General features: G+C 71.8%; 15 protein-coding genes. 6 read left to right on the top strand and 9 right to left on the bottom strand.

Annotated elements, in window-relative coordinates; all coding sequences use genetic code 11:
* Genes OHA77_RS15345 through OHA77_RS15330 form a run of 4 tightly spaced genes read right to left on the bottom strand, consistent with a single transcriptional unit; the run spans position 1 to position 2,858 of the window.
* Positions 1-828 (bottom strand): ABC transporter permease, encoded by an 828-nt coding sequence (locus OHA77_RS15345; RefSeq protein WP_406318780.1) that lies wholly within the window; start codon positions 826-828, stop codon positions 1-3.
* Positions 825-1,526: a hypothetical protein gene (locus tag OHA77_RS15340; protein WP_406318779.1), complete on the bottom strand. Its 702-nt coding sequence runs from the start codon at positions 1,524-1,526 to the stop codon at positions 825-827. The genes OHA77_RS15345 and OHA77_RS15340 overlap by 4 nt, the downstream gene beginning before the upstream one ends.
* On the bottom strand, positions 1,523-2,284 hold the full coding sequence (locus tag OHA77_RS15335) for a hypothetical protein (protein WP_406318778.1): 762 nt from the start codon (positions 2,282-2,284) through the stop codon (positions 1,523-1,525). The genes OHA77_RS15340 and OHA77_RS15335 overlap by 4 nt, the downstream gene beginning before the upstream one ends.
* On the bottom strand, positions 2,268-2,858 hold the full coding sequence (locus tag OHA77_RS15330) for an RNA polymerase sigma factor (protein ID WP_406318777.1): 591 nt from the start codon (positions 2,856-2,858) through the stop codon (positions 2,268-2,270). Before OHA77_RS15330 ends, OHA77_RS15335 begins: the two co-directional genes overlap by 17 nt.
* Before the next feature lie 219 nt (positions 2,859-3,077).
* On the opposite strand from OHA77_RS15330, the gene OHA77_RS15325 reads away from it, so the two are divergent.
* The gene (locus OHA77_RS15325; RefSeq protein ID WP_406318776.1) at positions 3,078-4,814 is read left to right on the top strand and encodes a glycerol-3-phosphate dehydrogenase/oxidase; all 1,737 of its coding nucleotides are present in this window, start codon (positions 3,078-3,080) and stop codon (positions 4,812-4,814) included.
* A gap of 58 nt (positions 4,815-4,872) precedes the next feature.
* Here the strand turns inward: OHA77_RS15325 and OHA77_RS15320 are convergent, their stop codons facing one another.
* Complete coding sequence (locus OHA77_RS15320; RefSeq protein ID WP_406318775.1) at positions 4,873-6,963, bottom strand: beta-propeller domain-containing protein; 2,091 nt, start codon at positions 6,961-6,963, stop codon at positions 4,873-4,875.
* 85 nt (positions 6,964-7,048) lie between these two features.
* On the opposite strand from OHA77_RS15320, the gene OHA77_RS15315 reads away from it, so the two are divergent.
* Together OHA77_RS15315 and OHA77_RS15310 are read left to right on the top strand one after the other, a co-directional pair.
* On the top strand, positions 7,049-8,614 hold the full coding sequence (locus OHA77_RS15315; protein ID WP_406318774.1) for a succinic semialdehyde dehydrogenase: 1,566 nt from the start codon (positions 7,049-7,051) through the stop codon (positions 8,612-8,614).
* A 148-nt stretch (positions 8,615-8,762) separates the two neighbouring features.
* Complete coding sequence (locus OHA77_RS15310; protein WP_406318773.1) at positions 8,763-10,454, top strand: GMC oxidoreductase; 1,692 nt, start codon at positions 8,763-8,765, stop codon at positions 10,452-10,454.
* A gap of 153 nt (positions 10,455-10,607) precedes the next feature.
* Here the strand turns inward: OHA77_RS15310 and OHA77_RS15305 are convergent, their stop codons facing one another.
* The gene (locus OHA77_RS15305; protein ID WP_406318772.1) at positions 10,608-11,144 is read right to left on the bottom strand and encodes a hypothetical protein; all 537 of its coding nucleotides are present in this window, start codon (positions 11,142-11,144) and stop codon (positions 10,608-10,610) included.
* Positions 11,145-11,572: 428 nt separating this feature from the next.
* On the opposite strand from OHA77_RS15305, the gene OHA77_RS15300 reads away from it, so the two are divergent.
* The gene (locus tag OHA77_RS15300; RefSeq protein WP_406318771.1) at positions 11,573-12,964 is read left to right on the top strand and encodes a pyridoxal phosphate-dependent decarboxylase family protein; all 1,392 of its coding nucleotides are present in this window, start codon (positions 11,573-11,575) and stop codon (positions 12,962-12,964) included.
* A gap of 174 nt (positions 12,965-13,138) precedes the next feature.
* Here the strand turns inward: OHA77_RS15300 and OHA77_RS15295 are convergent, their stop codons facing one another.
* A complete protein-coding gene (locus OHA77_RS15295) occupies positions 13,139-13,552 on the bottom strand; it encodes a winged helix-turn-helix transcriptional regulator (RefSeq protein ID WP_406318770.1) in 414 nt (137 codons plus the stop codon).
* Between the two features lie 85 nt (positions 13,553-13,637).
* Here OHA77_RS15295 and OHA77_RS15290 point away from each other — a divergent pair, with 85 nt between their 5' ends.
* Entirely contained in the window at positions 13,638-14,471 is an 834-nt protein-coding gene (locus tag OHA77_RS15290; RefSeq protein WP_406318769.1) for an NAD(P)H-binding protein, read from the top strand.
* A 192-nt stretch (positions 14,472-14,663) separates the two neighbouring features.
* Here the strand turns inward: OHA77_RS15290 and OHA77_RS15285 are convergent, their stop codons facing one another.
* Complete coding sequence (locus OHA77_RS15285) at positions 14,664-15,137, bottom strand: hypothetical protein (protein ID WP_406318768.1); 474 nt, start codon at positions 15,135-15,137, stop codon at positions 14,664-14,666.
* A 169-nt stretch (positions 15,138-15,306) separates the two neighbouring features.
* On the opposite strand from OHA77_RS15285, the gene OHA77_RS15280 reads away from it, so the two are divergent.
* Positions 15,307-16,821: a DUF885 family protein gene (locus OHA77_RS15280; RefSeq protein WP_406318767.1), complete on the top strand. Its 1,515-nt coding sequence runs from the start codon at positions 15,307-15,309 to the stop codon at positions 16,819-16,821.
* Between the two features lie 167 nt (positions 16,822-16,988).
* Here the strand turns inward: OHA77_RS15280 and OHA77_RS15275 are convergent, their stop codons facing one another.
* The gene (locus OHA77_RS15275) at positions 16,989-18,332 is read right to left on the bottom strand and encodes a PLP-dependent aminotransferase family protein (RefSeq protein ID WP_406318766.1); all 1,344 of its coding nucleotides are present in this window, start codon (positions 18,330-18,332) and stop codon (positions 16,989-16,991) included.
* Between the last annotated feature and the right edge of the window lie 27 nt (positions 18,333-18,359).

The following is an 18,359-nucleotide window of genomic DNA, read 5'->3' as shown; positions in this document are numbered from 1 at the left end:
TCAGGACTCCGTCCGGGCGGTGTGGAGGCGGGTGAGGAGGAGGACGGCCGCCGCGAGCGCGATCATCACGGCGATCCAGAGGAGGGCGACGGCCGGGCTCGCCTCGGGTCGCAGGACGTTCAGTGCGGCGCCCTCCCACGGGCCGTAGACGTAGCTGCCGGGCGGCAGGGTGGCGTCCGGGGGGAATCTCTCGCCGTAGCCGAGGAGGCCGTAGGCCACGTAATCGTTTCTGGGCGCCAGGATGCTGTGCGACAGGGTCGGCATCATGGTGGCGGGGATGAGGGCCCCCCAGAACCAGTAGACGACGAACAGCACGCGGAACAGCAGCGGCGGCATCAGCAGCGGACCGGTCAGGGCGAGCGCCCCAACGAAGAGCAGCCCGGGGACGATGTCCGCCACGAGGATCACTGCCGCCCAGCCCAGCGCCGCGGGCTCCCCCTCGGCGACCGCGTAGGCTACGGCCCGGCCGAGGTAGGCGAGCACGAGCGGCACGGCGGTGGCCGCGCACGTGCCGAGATACTTGCCGATCAGCCGGCCGGTGCGGCCGGCCGGGGTCGTGTCCAGGACGTCGGCCATGCCGAGCCGCCGGTCTCGGATGAGCTGGTCGGCGAGCAGGCACCCGTAGACGATGGGCAGCAGGGTCATGATCAGAATGGCTGACACGATCATGGCCAACCTCGGTTCCCGCCCCTCGTCGCCACCCAGGTTGAGGTCCACGTACGCATGGCCGAAGGCGGCGACGGTCGCCGCGAAGGTCAGGCCGTAGACGATCCACAGGACGGGCCGGCGGAGCTGCATGCGGAATTCGTAGCGCAGGGTCGCGATCATTCGGTCTCGCCTCCGAGGATCCGTTCGGCGTTGCCGAGCAGGGGCCAGGCCGCCGCGGCGAGCAGCAACGCGGTCGCCAGCAGGGTCAGCCGGTTGGGCAGCCAGTCGCCGGGCGCCGTCCCGCGCGTGGTGGCGAACAGGTGGAGCAGCCGGGGCGCCGTGCTCTCCTGCATGGCGCTGGAGAGCACCTGTTCCAACACCCAGAGAAACGCGATGAGGGAGGTGGCGGCCGCAGTGTTGCGGAGCGCGACCGCGGCGAGCAGTCCCAGGGCCGCCAGCCAGAGCGTGGGGGACAGCCAGGTGAGCTGGCCGGTCAGCCCGCCGGGGGCACCGGGCAGCACCTCCCACCAACCGGTGGCGATGAGCAGCGCCGAGGCGGCCAGGGCGCAGAGGGCCGTCCAGCCGACCGTCACGACCAGTCGGCGCAGCAGCGTCGAGCGGTATCCCGTGGGCAGGGTGAGTTGCAGCTCCACCGCGCGGTCCCGGCCGACCAGCGAGGCCGCCGCCAGGCCGGCCACGAGCGGGACCCCCGTTTCCATGGCTGTCATGAGGAACCACGCCGTGTTCCCCTCCCGGGAACCGAGTCGCGTGCCGAACCCGGCGAGGAGCGCGATGAGGAGGACGAGGACCGGGGGAGCCAGCAGGGCCGTGGGACCGGCCCTGCGTATCTCGTGCGACCAGAGGCCGAGGGGTCTCATGACCGGTGAGTTGCGCGGGCCCGCCGGATCGGTTCACCCGTGCCCGTCATGATCGCGGCGGCGATCGCCAGGGCCAGGGCGAGGCCGACCGTGGGCGGGCCGGTCGTCCAGAAGCGCTGAAGGCTCTCGAGGACGGGTACGTCGGTGAAGGTCAGCGCGTACAGGCTCCACACCGCCAGCGCGCCGCCCATCGCGCCACCGGGGTTCCAGCACACCGCCAGCAGCAAAGTGAGCGCCGCGAGCGCCGCCATCGGGCCCAGCCACGTCGCGATCAGTGACGACAGCCCGGCGGGGAGGTAGCTCAGCGGTGCCAGCACCACCGAGGCGAGCAGCGCCAGGAGCAGGTCGTAGCCGAACACCAGCGTCACCCTGGCCAGCAGGACGACGCGCGGCGAGGTCGGTGTGACGGCGACCAGTTCGAAGGCGTCGTCCTGCTCCGGGCCGTACAACGTGGCGACCCCGGCCGCGGCGACCAGCGGGGCGGCGAGGGCGAGCACGAACTCGGCGGCTTCGACCCTGACCAGGGCGTAGCCCGCGCCGATCGCGACCGCCATGACCAGTGCGGAGAGCAGCCAGATCACCGGGCGCAGCATCCGGGCCTCCATCGCCAGCAGCGCCCACGCCCGGTACGGCCTCGGCCTGGACCAGGTCTCCGCACCGTCGAGCGCGGACCTCGTCAGCGCGGCGTGTACGGCCTCCGGCCCGGGGGCGGGCGGAATGTCGTCGCAGATCCCGGACAGCTCAGGCCATTCGTTCATCGATGCACTCCCTCAGGGTCGCTCGCGCGTGATGCAGACGGCTTTTCACCGTGCCGACCGGGATTCCCAGCACTTCGGCGATCTCCCGGTGGCTCAGGTCGTTGAGGAAGGAGAGCACCACGACCTCGCGCTGTGCCAGCGGCAGCCGTACCAGCGCCGCCTGCACCCGCTCACCGCCCACGGCCAGCTCCTCCGGTCCGGGCAGGGGATCGGCGCCGTCGGACGGTTCGGCCGCGAGGGGCGGGGGGACGCCGCGCAGCCGGTTGTGCGCCTGCCTGCGCGCCACCCCGAACAGCCAGGTGCTGACGCTGGAACGGCTCTGGTAGGTGCCCGCCGAGCGCCAGACGGCCAGCAGGGTGTCCTGGAGGATCTCCTCGGCCGTGCCCCGGTCCCCGGCCAGCCGGTAGAGGAAGGCGAAGAGCGGGCCGGCGTATCGCTCGTACACCTCGGTCAGCGCGCTCGTGTCACCGTCGGCCATCCTGGTCAGCACGGCGGCGTCCGCGTCCCGCTCACGTGCACGACGGCCCGCGGCCCTGAACCTGCGTAACGCCGCCACCTCGGTTCCCCCATCCACGACAGGTGTGTAGCGCTGTCTCCGGGCAACGGTTCACCATCCGTCCGGAGCGGTCGGGGAATCACCGACGACAAATGTTTGCGGGGAGCTCTCTCGCTGTTCACGGGAGGTGTGGTGCGAATCTCGTCCCGCTGTTCCCTACTGATCAGTAGTGATGCCTAGGGTAGATGGGTAGATACCCGACGCCAAGTGACAACCCGTACCCCAGGGGGATGCAGCATGACGGCGCGAATGGGCACGGCACGGCTCGGTCCTGCCGAGCGGGCCGCCGCACTGGCACAGATGGGCGCCCAGGAACTCGACGTGGTGGTGATCGGCGGCGGTGTCGTCGGTGCGGGGGTCGCGCTGGACGCGGCGACCCGTGGGCTGAGCGTCGGGCTGGTGGAGGCGCGCGACTTCGCCTCCGGCACCTCGTCCAGATCATCGAAACTGATCCACGGTGGGCTGCGCTATCTGGAGCAGCTCAACTTCGACCTGGTCAGGGAGGCGCTCCGGGAGCGGGCCCTGCTGCTGCAGCGGATCGCCCCGCACCTCGTGCGGCCCGTGCCGTTCCTGCTCCCGCTCACGCACGTCGGATGGGAGCGGCCGTACATCGGGGCGGGTCTGGTGATGTACGACTCGCTGGGCTTCTCCTTCGGCTCCACCCGGGGCGTGCCCGGACACCGGCACCTGTCGCGCCGGCGGGCGCTGCGGCTCGCGCCCTCGCTGCGGCGGGCGGCGTTCTCCGGCGCGGTGCAGTACTGGGACGCCCAGGTCGACGACGCCCGCTACGTGATGACGATGCTGCGGACCGCCGCCTCCTACGGGGCGCACGTGGCCTCGCGGACCCAGGTGGTGGGCTTCCTGCGGGAGGGCGAGCGGGTCACCGGAGTGCGGGTGCGCGACCTGGAGACCGGGACCGAGATGGACGTGCGGGCCCGGCAGGTGGTCAACGCCACGGGTGTGTGGACCGACGACATCCAGGAGCTGGTCGGCGGCCGGGGGCAGATCCACGTCCGCGCGTCCAAGGGCATCCACCTGGTCGTCCCGCGTGACCGGATCCACTCCCTCACCGGCATCATCCTGCGCACCGAGAAGTCGGTGCTGTTCGTGATCCCCTGGGGGCGCCACTGGATCATCGGGACCACCGACACCCGCTGGGATCTGAACCGGGCGCACCCGGCGGCCTCCCGCTCGGACATCGACTACGTCCTTGAGCACGTGAACGAGGTGCTCTCGGTGCCGCTCACCCGCGACGACGTCGAGGGCGTCTACGCCGGGCTGCGGCCGCTGCTGTCGGGGGAGTCGGAGGAGACCTCCAAGCTCTCCCGCGAGCACATCGTGACCCACCCGGTGCCCGGACTGGTCATGGTGGCCGGCGGCAAGTACACGACCTACCGGGTGATGGCGCAGGACGCGGTGGACGCGGTGGCGCACGGGCTGGACCAGCGGGTCCCGCCGTCGTGCACGGACCGGATCCCACTGGCCGGGGCGGAGGGCTACCAGGCGCGGTGGAACGCCCGGCAGCGGCTGGCCCACTCGTCCGGGCTGCACGTGGCGCGGATCGAGCACCTGCTGCAGCGGTACGGGTCGATGGTCGACGAGGTTCTCGCGCTGATCGAGGAGGACCCGTCGCTGGCCCTCCCGCTGAGCGGCGCGGACGACTACCTGCGTGCGGAGGTCGTCTACGCGGCCACCCACGAGGGTGCCCGCCACCTGAACGACGTGCTGGCCCGGCGCACCCACATCTCGATCGAGACCTTCCACCGGGGCCTGGGTGTGGTGCAGGAGGCGGCCGAGCTGCTCGCCGGGCCGCTGGGGTGGGACGCCGAGCGGATCAAGCGCGAGGTGGAGTACTACACGAAGCGGGTCGAGGCCGAGCGCCTCTCCCAGGAGCAGGACACCGACCAGGAGGCCGACGCGATCCGCCTCGGCGCCCCCGACGTGGTCCCCGTCGCCACTCCGGAGAGCGCCTGAGCCGTCGCACGCCCCGCGTCCCCGGGGAGGGCCGGGGACGCGGGCCGCAGCCGGCGGATCAGTCGAAGGGGATCCAGGCCTGGTCGGCGAGGCCGTTCATGTCGCTGACCTTGAGACCCAGGTCGGAGACCGTCCAGAGGCTGTCGCCGATGACGGCCGAGCGGCGGATGCCCTGGTCGTAGGCGATGAGGCGGCTGTTGCCCTTGGCCTTGGGCGCGGGGTGGGTGACGGTGCCGGTCCGGGTGACGGCGGAGTCGTCGACGGTGAGGACGAGGGCGGCGGCGCCGCCCTGCTCGCTACCGCTCCAGCTGGTCAGCGGTAGCACCGCCATGCCCGTCTTGGCCCAGTAAAGGAAGGCGTGCGGGTCCCACTCGGCCTCGGTGCCGGAGTCCTTCTGGAACATCTGCGACAGGCGGCGCGGGTTGGCCGGGTCGCCGACGTCGAACAGCGAGACCTGTGTGCCGAGCCTGCGGCCCTCCTCGCTCGCCTCCTGGCCGACGCCGATCAGCCGTCCGTCCCCCGCCGGGTGCAGGTAGGCGGAGTAGCCGGTGATCTTCAGCTCGCCCGTCTTCCTCGGGGCCGCCGGGTCACGCAGGTCGAGGGTGTAGAGCGGGTCCACCTGCTTGAACGTCACCACGTAGCCGACCGGGCCGATGAACCGGACCGAGTAGATCCGTTCACCGTCGCCCAGGCCGCCGACCTCGCCCACCTTGTTCAGGGTGTCGGCCTTGAGCACGTAGACGGCGCTGGAGCTGGTCTGCCCGGAGGTCGAGGTGGTGGCGACCCGCAGGTGCCCCTCGTGTTCAGACAGGGAGTACTGGTTGAGCAGCCGTCCGGGCACCCTGCCCGAGGCGACGTAGCGGGGCGCGCCCGGTGCGGTGATGTCGAACCGGTGGATCTCGGTCTCCTCGGGCGGTTCGACAGGTGTCGCCGTGGTTTCGGGAGCCGGTTCGGTGGTCGCGGTCACCGGCGGCTCTGTCGGGGTCGGCTCGACCTTCGGGGCCTGCGCGGTGGAGGACGGGGTGTCCTCGGCCTTCGGGGGTTGCGCGGTGGAGAACGGGGTGTCCTGGATCTTGGGGGGCCGCACCGTGGCCGACGGCGTGTCCTCGACCGCCGGCGGCTCGATCGGCCGGGGCCACCACCAGCGGGGGTTGCTGGTGACGTACAGGCTGGAGCCGGTGCCGTAGACCGTGTCGCCGTCGGCCGCCACGCTGATCGGCGCGGTCTCGGCGAGCCCCTGGGCCAGGTCGAAGCTGTGCACCGTCAGCATCGACGTGCCGCTGTACTCCGAGGGGTGGCTGACCCGGTCGCAGGTGACCGCGCCGGTCGAGGTCGCGCCCTTGGCGTCCGTCGTCTCGAACGTCGGCAACCACGCCTCGATGGGCGCCTTCTTGATGATCTCCGCGTTCCGGCGGGTCCGCTCGTTCTCCGGGACGTCGGGCCCGGCGTCCGGGAAGTCGATCTTCGGCTGGCTGCGGACCACCACCCGGACCGTCGAGCCGATCATCCTGGCGTCCACATGGGAGCCGTCCGGGGTGAGCGAGCCGAGCACCTTCGGCTCTCCGGACAGGTCGACGAGAACGTAACGCGGTCCCGGGCTCGCCGCCTGCTTGGCCATCGCGCCGAACGGGATGATCCCGCCGCCGGAGAACAGCACCAGGGCCCGGTCCCCGCTGACCAGCAGGTCGGCCGGGGCCCACGCCTGTTCGGAGTCGACCAGCCTGAGCGTGCCGGTGACCTTCCTGGTGGCGGTGTCCACGATCCGCAGCACGCCGCGGTTGACGGTGATCACCCGGTTGCCGTCGGTCTTCACCAGGTCCGGCTCGTCGACCCCGGCCTCGTGCACGTTCGTGGTCGAGTGCTCGGGCGCCGCGACCTTGGACCGGGCGGCCGTGGCGACATCCGAGCGCGCCTCCATGTACATGATCTGCGGCCCGGCCAGGCCCCACGGCCCGACCTTCCCGGCCGCCGCCGTCCGCAGCCCGGCCAGCATGTCGTCGCAGCCGTCGTAGGAGACCAGCTTGACGTTCCCCAGATCGACCGGTGCCGTACGGCTCGCGCCCGGTTCCGTCTCCGTCGAGCTGCACCCCGCGGCGAGCAGGGCGGCGGCGAGGGTGACGGCGCCGGCCGTACGAATCGATTTCCTCATGCCCTTAGGACGGATCGGGGACAGGGCCGGTTCAGACCCCTACCGACTGGTAGCCACGGGCGGCCACCCAGAATATTCTTCGACCATGGCCGTCACTCTTGGAGCTACCCGGACACTCGACCCGAAGATGATCGAACGCGTCGTCCGGCAGGTGACCTCCAGCGGGAAGACGCAGGCGATCACCGCGCCCTTCACCGGCGAACCCCTCGCCGAGCTGCCGATCTCCACCGCTGAAGACGTCCGCACCGCCCACGCCGGGGCGCGTGAGGCCCGGCGGACCTGGGCGGCCCTGCCCGTGCAGGAGCGGGTCAAGCCCTTCCTGCGCCTGCACGACGCCCTCCTCGACCGGCGTGCGGAGATCCTCGACGTGGTCCAGTGGGAGACGGGCAAGGCCCGCAGGCACGCCTTCGAGGAGGTCCTCGACGTGGCGGGCTGCACGCTCCACTACGTACGGCGGGCGCCCGGCCTGCTGGCGCCCAAACGACGCGCGGGCATCTTCCCCGTCGCGACGAAGACGGTCGAGGTGCGCCACCCCAAGGGCACCGTGGCGCTGATCTCCCCGTGGAACTACCCGCTCTCGCTCGGCGTCACCGACGTCGTCCCGGCCCTGCTCGCCGGCAACACCGTGGTCCACAAACCCGACACCCAGACCGCGCTGTCCACGCTGTGGACGATCGACCTGCTGGTCTCCCTCGGCATGCCCCGCGAGATCTGGCAGGTCGTCCTCGGCGACCCCGCCGAGATCGGCGACCCGTTGATCGAGGGTGCCGACTATGTGGCGTTCACCGGCTCGACCCGGGGCGGCCGGAAGATCGCCGAGGCGGCGGCCGCCCGGCTGATCGGCTGCTCGCTGGAGCTCGGCGGCAAGAACCCGATGATCGTCCTCGACGACGCCGACCTGGACGTGGCCGCGCAGGGCGCGCTGCGCGCCTGCTTCACCAACGCCGGGCAGCTGTGCATCTCCATCGAGCGGCTCTACGTGCACGACGCCGTGCACGACGCCTTCGTGGAGAGGTTCGTCCGCCAGACCCGCAACATGAAGCTCGGTGCGGGGCTCGACTGGAACGTGCAGATGGGCTCGCTCACCTCCCGGCGTCAGCTCGACGCGGTCGGCGCCCACGTCGACGACGCCGTGGCCAAGGGCGCCGAGGTGCTCACCGGCGGAAAGGCGCGTCCCGACGTCGGCCCGCTGTTCTACGAGCCCACGATCCTGGCCGGGGTGGACGAGAGCATGCGTTTGTGCCGCGAGGAGACCTTCGGCCCGGTCGTCTCGATCCACCGGTTCGCCGACGAGGACGAGGCGGTCGAGAAGGCCAACGACAGCGACTACGGCCTCAATGCCTCCGTCTGGACCCGCGACCTGGCCCGGGGCCGCGCGCTGGCCGCCCGGATCAAGGCCGGGACCGTCAACGTCAACGAGGGGTACGGCTCGGCCTACGCCTCCTACGACGCTCCCATGGGCGGCATGAAGTCCTCCGGTCTGGGGCGGCGGCACGGGGCCGAGGGGCTGCTGAAGTACACCGAGGTGCAGACCATCTCCAGCCAGGCCTCCTGGATGGGGTTCGAGCCGATCCTCGGCATGACCTACGACAAGTACGCCGACACCCTGGCGGGCCTGCTCAAGACCATGAAGAAGCTTCATCTGAAGTGAGGCCCGCCGCTCCGCGGGGTGGCCGCCGGCCGGGTGAGGTGAGGCCCGCCGCTCCGCGGGTGACCGCCGGCCGGTCGCGGGAGCCGGCGGGGCGGTTCGGGCCGAGGATACGCGCCGCGGCCGGCTCATGGCCCGAAGGGAACGGTGGATGTTCAACTACGACGTGCTGGTGATCGGCTCGGGGTTCGGCGGCAGCGTCTCGGCGCTGCGGCTGACGGAGAAGGGCTACCGGGTGGCCGTGCTGGAGGCCGGGCGCCGGTTCGACGAGGACACGCTGCCCACCACCTCCTGGCGGGCCCGTGACTTCCTGTGGGCCCCGGCACTCGGGCTGAAGGGCATCCAGCGCATCCACGTGCTGCGCGGCCAGAAGGGCACCGGCGTCATGGTCCTCGCGGGCGCCGGGGTCGGCGGCGGCTCGCTGGTCTACGCCAACACCCTCTACGAGCCCCTCGACCCGTTCTTCCGGGACGCCCAGTGGTCGGGCATCACCGACTGGAAGGCGGAGCTCGCCCCCTTCTACGACCAGGCCAGGCGGATGCTGGGCGTGGTCGTCAACCCGACCGTCACCCGTGCCGACGAGGTGGTGCGGAAGGTCGCCGACCGGATGGGCGTGGGCGACACCTTCCATCTGGCCCCGGTCGGCGTCTTCTTCGGCGAGCCGGGCGTCGAGGTCGACGACCCCTACTTCGGCGGAGCCGGACCACGCCGCAGGGGCTGCGTCGAGTGCGGCGAGTGCATGACCGGCTGCCGGCACGGCGCCAAGAACACCCTCGTCAAGAACTACCTCCACCTCGCCGAGCGGGCCGGTGCCAAGGTCCATCCGGAGACCACCGTCACCTCGGTCCGCCCGGTGGACGGCGGCTACGAGGTCGAGGTGAGCAGGACGGGCACGCCCTGGCGCCGCCGTACCCTCACGGCCAGGCAAGTGATCTTCGCAGCCGGGACGTACGGCACGCAGCGCCTGCTGCACCGTCTCAAGGCCGATGGGCTCCTACCCCGGCTGTCCGACCGGCTCGGCGCTCTGACCAGGACGAACTCCGAAGCGCTGCTCGGCTTCGAGCGACTGTCCGTCGAGGGGGAGAAGCTCAACCGCGGGGTGGCGATCACCTCCTCCATCCATCCGGACGCCCACACCCACATCGAGCCCGTCCGCTACGGTGACGGCTCCAACGCGATGGGCATGCTCCGCACCCTGCTGATCGACGGCGGCGGCCCGCCCCGCTGGCGGGTGTTCCTCGCCGAGGCCGTGCGACGACCCCACCGGCTGCTGCGGGTCTTCAACCACCGCCGATGGTCCGAGCGCGGGCTCATCGCCCTGGTCATGCAGGTGAAGGACAACTCGATCACCCTGTCCGCCCGGAAGGGGCCGTTCGGCTGGCGGCTCCGCTCCCGGCGGGGACACGGCGAGCCCAACCCCACCTGGCTCCCGGTCGGCCACGAGTTCGTCCGGCACGCCGCCGAAGAGGTCGGCGGGATGGCCGGGGGCTCCTGGCTGGACCTGCTGGACATCCCCGCCACCGCGCACTTCCTGGGCGGCTGCGCCATCGGCGCCGACCGCGACAGCGGGGTGATCGACGCCTACCACCGCGTGCACGGTTACCAGGGACTGCACGTCGTCGACGGCTCCGCCGTCTCCGCCAACCTCGGCGTCAACCCCTCCCTCACCATCACCGCCCAGGCCGAGCGCGCCATGTCGCTCTGGCCCAACAGGGGGGAGGCCGACCCCCGTCCCGCCCCCGGCTCCCCTTACGTCCGCCTGCCGCCGGTCGCCCCCAGGGCCCCGGCCGTCCCCGCCGCGGCCCCCGGCGCCCTCCGCCTGCCCATCGTCGGCGTCACGTAGCCGGACCCGCGCTCGGTGTGGCGGATCCGCGCCCGTGCCCAAGGGCGACCGCCGAGGTCACCGGCCTGCTCGCCCCCGGCGACAGTCGGTGTCGACTCCGGGCCAGGGTGCCGGGGCATGGCCCGGAGGTCATGATCTCTTCACCGGGCGAGGTCAGGCCATGGCGTGACAGAGGCGTTCGCGGTCCTCGGCCGGGAGTCGGCGCTGGAGACGGTGCGCGCGGATCAGGGAGTCGGCGACCTCGCACACCCGTGCGATCTCCACCTCCATCAGTGACACCTCGGCCAGGTGGTTCTCGTGCAGCCAGGTCACCACCTCGGCCCACGACCAGAGACTCACCCGGGGCCGGCGCACCTTCGGCGCCGGAAACCCCCCGGGCCCCCGGCGGCCCACGGCCCAATGGTCGGCTGTGGCGAAGGTCCGCCCGGTCCGTTCGGCGATCTCGGCAAGCGTCACAAGGTCCTCGTTGACGCCGGTCACCTCAACGCCGGCTGCCCGGCCCTGGGCGATCGCGGAGGCGATCGCCTCAACCGCCGTGGCGGCTTCCCGGTCGAACGCGGCGACGCCGGGCCCACCCGTGCCGGGATCGAGCGACACCGTGGCGTCGTCCCATCCCGCCTCATACAGGGCGTCGATCACCGCTTCACCGGCCAAGGCCACGAAGTGCAGCTCGAAGCTGTAAACGGTCATCGAATCTGCCCTCCTTCCGTCGGATCGTCTTCGGGTGCGTGCGGACACTGGTCAACGAGACGGCGCAGGCGCTTCGCGTGCGCCTCCGGAGAACGCGGCGTCGACCAGATGGACGTCGGCGGTCTGCATCCTTGTTGTCCGCCAGGACATGAACCGCGTCCCCATGCGTGACCTCCGGCCTTCTCGACGGTCCATCCGGCGGTGATCATGTGATCGATCGCCGCCCGTATCTCCTTGTTGGGATGCCGATCCATGTAGAGGTAATACTACATCATGTTGAGTTAACTCTACGGAATGCGAGAATCAAGGTGTCTCCAGAGTCATGATCGCCGGAAGGATCCGGGGGCGGCGGGGGCGGGCTGAGCATGGTGATGTGGTGCCGGATGTCTTGGCTGGCGGTTTGTCAGGGATTCGACCAGTATCCCGGTGTGATCTGGAACGTTGAGGAGTTCGTACGCGCCGCCACCGTGACCGTCGAAGGGCTGGCCGCCTACGTGGAGGAGAGCCAGCGTGGCGGCCCGCCTGTGCTGGGGCGTCGCCCGCCGCGTGAGCTGGCCGAGAAGCTGGGACTCGCCCGGTGGATCCGCGAGGGCGGGATGACACCGGAGAGCTACGCCGAATTCCTGACCGCCTATCTGGACGAGGGGACCCGGCTCCATCACCCCGCCCACCTGGGCCACCAGATCGCCGCCCCCGACTTCCCCGCCGCGCTCGCCGACTTCGTGCACGGCGCCGCCAACAACCCCATGGCGATCTACGAGATGGGCGCCTCGGCCGCGACCGTCGAGTTCGAGGTCCTGCGCTGGATGCTGGACACGGTGGGTTTCGGCGACACCGGCGGCGGGGTGCTCACCCACGGCGGCTCACTGGCCAATCTCACCGCGCTGCTGGCCGCGCGGGCGACCGCCGCGCCGGACGCGTGGACCGAGGGGGTCCCCGCCGACCTGGCGCTGCTCGCGCCCGCGTCGGCACACTACTCGCTCACCCGCGCCGCGGCGATCCTCGGGCTGGGGGAACGGGCCGTCATGCCGCTGGACGTCGACGCGCTGGGCCGGATCGACGTCACCCGCCTGCCCGACGCCCTGGACCGGGTACGGCGGGCGGGACGGCGGCCGATGGCCCTGGTGGCCGGTGCCTGCGCGACGGGGACCGGCCTCCACGACGACTTGCGCGGCATCGGGGAGTTCTGCGCCGAGGCCGGCGTCTGGTTCCACGTGGACGGCGCCCATGGGGCGTCGGCACTGCTCAGCGAGGAGCACCGGCACCTGCTCGACGGGATCGAGCTGGCCGACTCCCTCATCTGGGACGCGCACAAGATGCTGCGCACCTCCAGCCTGGCGGCGGCCGTACTGACCAGGCGTGAGAACGACCTGGACGCGGCCTTCCGGCAGCGGGCGAGCTATCTGTTCTACGGTGACCAGGGCTTCGACCTGATCGGCAGGACCGTGGAGTGCAGCAAGGCCGAGCTGGGCCTGAAGATCTTCCTCAATCTGGCCTGGCGGGGTGAGCGGGGCCTGGGTGACCATGTCGCGCGGCAGTACGCCACCGCCCACCGTTTCTGGGAGCTGGCCCGGCAGCGCCCCGGCTTCACGTGCCCCTACGAGCCGGAGAGCAACATCGTCTGTTTCCGGTACGGCACCGGCGACCAGGTGGAGCTCCGCGAGCGGCTGATGGCGGACGGCGCGTTCCAGCTCACCTCGGCCGAGATCGACGGTGTCCGGCACCTGCGGATCGCCGTGATGGCCCCCGCCACGGACGACAAGACGCTGGAGGCGCTGCTCGACCGGATCGACGAGGAGGGGCGGCAGACCGGCCGGTGACGGACCCGCCGGGCTCGACGGAGACGGCGTGGTCCTGGTCGAGGCCGCAGCGGACCGGGGCTCCGGCCACCTCGACAGGGCCGCTCTCGTCGAAGGGCCGGCCGGTCCGCTTCTCCCGCGCGGCGAGCGGGCCGGTCGTCGTTCCGTCCGCGGCGCCGTGGTCACGATCCGCCCTCAGTGGACATCCGAGTCGGGGTTGGCGGCGTCCCAGGCACGTCGGGACGCCGCGATGCCGTCACGGTGTTCGGCCGACCAGTCGGCCAGGGCCTTCACCAGGTGGGTGAGGCTGTGGCCGGTCTCCGTCAACTCGTACTCGACCTGCGGGGGGACCGTCGGATGAACGGTCCGGGAGACCAGGCCGTCGCGTTCCAGGCGCCGGACGGTCAGGGTGAGCATCCGCTGGGAGATACCGGGGACCGCCCGCTGGAGCTGCCGGAACCGGTGCATGCCCTGGGCCAGCTCGACGACGACCAGCACCGACCATTTGTCACCGATCCGGTCGAGAACCTCGCGGATGCCGCAGTCCTCATGCTCTCCCCCGCAGGAGACGACCGGTTCGGTGGTTACCGCGCTGTGCCCCACTGACATGAAAGTGCCTCCTTATGCCATACGCCGTGGTTATCGATGATGGTCTCAGTTACCGGAAAGAACCACTCAATCGGGGGAGACCTCCATGATTCTCGTCACCGGCGCCACGGGCGCCCTCGGCAGCCTCGTCGCCGCACGGCTCTCCGGACGCGACGACGTCGTGCTCGGCACCCGTGATCCTCAGCAGGCCCCGGGAGGGCTCCCGGCGCGCCGTGTCGACTTCGACGACCCCGCCTCCCTGGCAGAGGCCTTCGCCGGGGTGGACACGCTGCTGCTCGTCTCGGCCGGCTACGGCGAGGACGACGCGGTCGTCGCCCGGCACGACGCGGCGATCGAGGCCGCGGAGAAGGCCGGGATCGGGCACATCGTCTACACCAGCCTGAGCGCCGCCGGGGACCACCTGACCTACGCCCTCGCCCACCGCTGGACCGAGCGCAGGCTCCGGGAGGGGGGCGCGAGCTGGACGATCCTGCGTAACGGCCTCTATGCCGAACTGCTCGCCACGCTCGCCCCCGTCGTGGACGGGAAGATCACCGCGCCCCTGGGACAGGGCAGGCTGGCCGCGGTCGCCAGAGAGGACCTCGCCGACGTCGCGGCCCGCGTGGTCGTCGACGCCCGGGCGCACGCGGGCCGGACCTACGAGCTCGTCGGCGAGGAGGCCGTCGGCGGCGCCGACCTCGCCCGCGCCCTCACCGCCGCCACCGGGAACGCCGTCTCCTACGAGCCCGGCACCCTCGCCGAGGCCCGTACGGCCTTCGCGGCTTCCGGCCTGGAGCCGTTCCAGGTCCCGATGCTGGTGACCACGTACTCCAGCATCGCGAACGGGTTCATGGCGGAGACGGAGAGCGACCTGCGGGCCCTGCTCGGCCGGGCTCCCCGCTCCGCCCTGACGACCATCGCCGAGAGCGCTTCCCGGTGACGACCGGAGATCCTCGCAGTCGGGACCAGGCTGAGGAGCTCAGGCGGCAGCCCGGACGGGCCGGCCGTACCGGCGGGTAAAGGGTCATCGATCGGGCCGGAGCGGCTCAGTCCGTGGCCTTCCCGGGGATGGCGAAGCGGGGGTCGTACTCGTCGGTCGGGGGTGGCGCGGCCCGGTCGCCCCGCTTCGGGCTCACTCGGTCATCCGGGGCATGGGGGCGGGGCCGAGGTCGCCGTCGGGCTCGCGGGTGAGAAGGGCGAGCAGCGCCGGGTCCGCATGGATTTCGGCACTGTGCCGCCACTGGACCAGCAGGAGCGCGATCGGAGCGAGGTTCTCCAAGGCCACCGCGCCGCGCGCGACGTCCACCAACTCGGCGAGCATCGTGTCCACGTCCTCCGGGGGGAGAAACGTGCTCCAGGGCAGAGCCTCAGGCAGGGCCTCGCGCAGGGCCGCGATGTTCTCGGTGCGCACGAGCCCGGCGAGCAGGCGGGAGGTGAAATCGACGACCGTGGTGTCCCGCTCCAACTGGTCGACGCGCATCAGCGCGAGGTCTCCGGCGTCGCGGCGCCGGAGACGCAGCGCCCGGACGGTGTCCAGCCTCCGCGTGGTCGCGGCCGGATGATGGAGCAGCTCGCTGAAGGGCACGTCCTCATAGGCCATCGTCATAATATCCACAGTAGCTCGGATGTTAACCGAAAGGCAGAGGCCGCTCACGGTCAACCGAGATTTTCGAAGACAGGAATCGTCGGCAGGCGGGTCGCCTATCGCGCAAGGCGCTTGTTGAGGATGGGTATCCACCCGGGGCGGATACCCATCCTGAGATAGCTTCACAATCATGAGCGAACTGGACGGTCGCCTGCGGGCGGTGTGCGACATGGCCATGGCCGACTCCCGGGAGATGGCCGGGCGGCACGAGTACGACGGAATGATCCAGGACCTGTCACCCGAGGGCGTGCGGGCCGGATTGGCCGCGCTCGGGAAGGGGGCGCCGCCGGACGATCCACACGACGCCGCCCATCTGGGGATCTTCGAGGTGGCCACCCGGGTCAGGTTCGGTGAGCTGGAGCTGCACCGGCGCAGCCCGCTGGAGCATCTGGGCAACCTCGATCTGGCCACCTACGACCGGGAGTACGCCCCGGCCGCCGAGCGGTCCGCCGCCAGGCTGGCCCACCTCGCGCGCTGGCCCGAGGCCGTGGACAACGCGATCGCCTCGCTCGACCTGCTCAGCGCGCCGGTCGCCACCGCGCTGCTGGGGGCCGTACGGGGTCTGGCGGCCGGGGTGCCGAAGGACGCGGAGGGGTCCGTGCGTGAGGCGGCGCTGACGGCGCACGCCCGCCTGCTGGAGCACGTCGAGGAGGCCTCCCGCTCCGGGGACCCGGACGCCTCCCTCGGCGCGGAGGGCCTGTCCCTGCTGATGGGCGCCGGTGACGGGCTCCCGGTGGACCTCGGTGCCCTGGCCGCGCGGGCCGACGCCGAGCGCGACCGGCTCATGGCGCGGCTCACCGAGTCGTGCGCGAAGCTGGGCATGGGCGACCGGTCGCCGCTGGACGTCTCCCGTGAGCTGGTCCGCGACCATCCGGGCATCGACGGCGTGCTCGACGCGGCGCGGACGGGGGCCGAGGAGGCGATCGCCTTCACCCGGGAGAAGGATCTGGTCCCCTACCACGACGGGGAGTGCCGGGTCGGCCTGGCACCCGAGTCGCGTCGCTGGGCCATGGCGATGATGAGCTGGGCGGCGCCCGGCGAGCCCGAGGGCCCGTCGTGGTACCACGTCACCCCGCCCGACCCCTCCTGGCCGGAGCGCGACATCGAGGAGTGGCTGGAGGTCTTCAGTGCCACCACGCTGCCCGCGATCAACGTGCACGAGGTCGCCCCCGGGCACTTCTCGCACGGCCGCGCCCTGCGGCACGCCCCCTCCGACGTGCGGCGGACGCTGATGTCCATGGCGTTCGCCGAGGGATGGGCGCACTACGCCGAGGAGCTCTGCGTCGAGGAGGGCTTCGCGCCCGACGACCCGCGCTTCGAGATCGGCGTGTGGCTGGAGGCGCTGATCCGGGTGACCCGGCTGGCCTGCGCGATCGGCGTGCACACCGGCTCGATGACCGTCGAGGAGGGCGCCCGCCGCTTCGAGGCCGACACCCACATCGCCGGCCCCGCCGCGATGTCGGAGGCGGCACGGGCCACCTTCGACCCGACCTACGGCCGCTACACCTGGGGCAAGCTGGAGATCCTCGCCCTGCGCGAGCGGGCCAGGACCGAATGGGGCGCCGCCTTCACGCTCAAGCGCTTCCACACCGCGATGCTCGACCTCGGCTCCCCGCCCCTCGGCCTGCTCTCCCGGGCGCTCTAAGCCTGTTCCGTGGAGCCTCGCGATGGCGAAACGCTCGGCGGCACAGGGCCGTCCGGCCCGGCCCGGCCCGGCCCGGCCCGCCGTGGCCCGCCGTGGCCCGGCCCGGCGCGTGAGCGTGGGTCATCCGTCCCGGGCCGCGTGGCCGGCGCCCCGGTGTCCGCCCGCGCCTATCCGGCCGGGCGGTGGGCGGCCAGCGCGATCACGTCGGCGATCTGGGCAAGCTCCGCCGGGTCCTCGGTGAGCTGGGCGATCGCTATCCGGATGTGCGGCGGTCCCTGGCGTACGCGGTAGCGGCTGCCCGGCGCCGCCGCGACGCCGTGCGCGGCCAGGGTGACCAGGGCTTCGGACTCGTCGTGGACCGGGACCCACAGCACGAGGCCGTCCCGGCCGCCGACGGGCACTCCCCGGTCCGACAGTTCGGCGGCCAGCTTCGCACGGCGCTGGGCGTACGCCGTACGGGCATCCTCGACGACCGCCTGCGCGCCGGGGTCGGAGAGCAGATGAGCCAGGGTGTCCTGAAGGATCCTGCTGGTCCACCCGGTGCCGAAGCTGCGCAGCACGCGCACCCGTTCGACGGCCTCCGCGGCCCCGCCGATGATCGCCAGGCGCAGGTCGGGTCCGTGTGACTTGGAATACGAACGGACGAGCACGGTCTGGTCGGGCAGCCTCGTCCCGAGACTGATCATGGGCGCCACGGACAGCTCGCCGATGCCGTCGTCCTCGACCACCAGGGTCGCCGTGGGCGCCAGCAGTTGGGCGAGCTCGGCGGAGCGGTCTTCGGATACCGCGTGGCCGCACGGTGAGTGCCCACGCGGCTGGTAGACGAACGCCACCGGGCTGGCACGCAGGCTCTGGGCCAGTGAGGCCGGGACGGGCCCGTGCTCGTCGCAGGCGACCGGGATCACCTTCACCCCGATCACCTCCAGGATGTCGAGCAACCGGGCCCCGGTCGGCTCCTCGATCGCGATGCGGTCACCGGGCAGGGCCGTCGTCTGGCAGAGCAGCTGGACGCCTTCGTATCCGCCGCCGAGGGCCAGCCAGCCCTGCGGGGAGAACGGCCAGGTCGGTTCGACCGCGGCGCGCAGGCGAGGGGTGATGGTCTCGCGGATGTAGGCGTTGAGCCCTTCGGTGGATGAGGCCGCGGCCAGCGCGGCACCGAGGGGCGGGAGCAGCGCCGGATCCGGGGCGGCGATGGCGAGATCGACCGCCAGCCGGCTGCCGAAGTTGCCGATCCGCTCATAGCGTGCGGGATGCGGCACGCCGGGGGGCCCGAGCACCGTGGTGCCCCGCCGGCGATCAGTGCTGATCATCCGGTGTTTCCTCAGTTCGGACCAGGCGTCCGCGACCGTGCCCGGGCTGACGCCCAGCTTGCTCGCGAGGCTGCGCACGGTCGGCAGCCGGGTGCCCGGCCGCAACGTGCCCTGTCTGATCAGGTCGATCAGGTCGGTGGCGATACCGCGCGCGGTGGGTTCGCGGATCTGCTGCGCGAGCCAGGCGGGATCCGCCTCCATCGAGCCTCCAAATGGACAAAAGTTTGT

Origin of the sequence: Streptosporangium sp. NBC_01639, assembly GCF_045209755.1 — a bacterium.
In the GTDB taxonomy this organism is placed as follows: domain Bacteria; phylum Actinomycetota; class Actinomycetes; order Streptosporangiales; family Streptosporangiaceae; genus Streptosporangium.
Note: the sequence above shows the minus strand (reverse complement) of the source record. Positions and strands in the feature narration are given on the sequence as shown.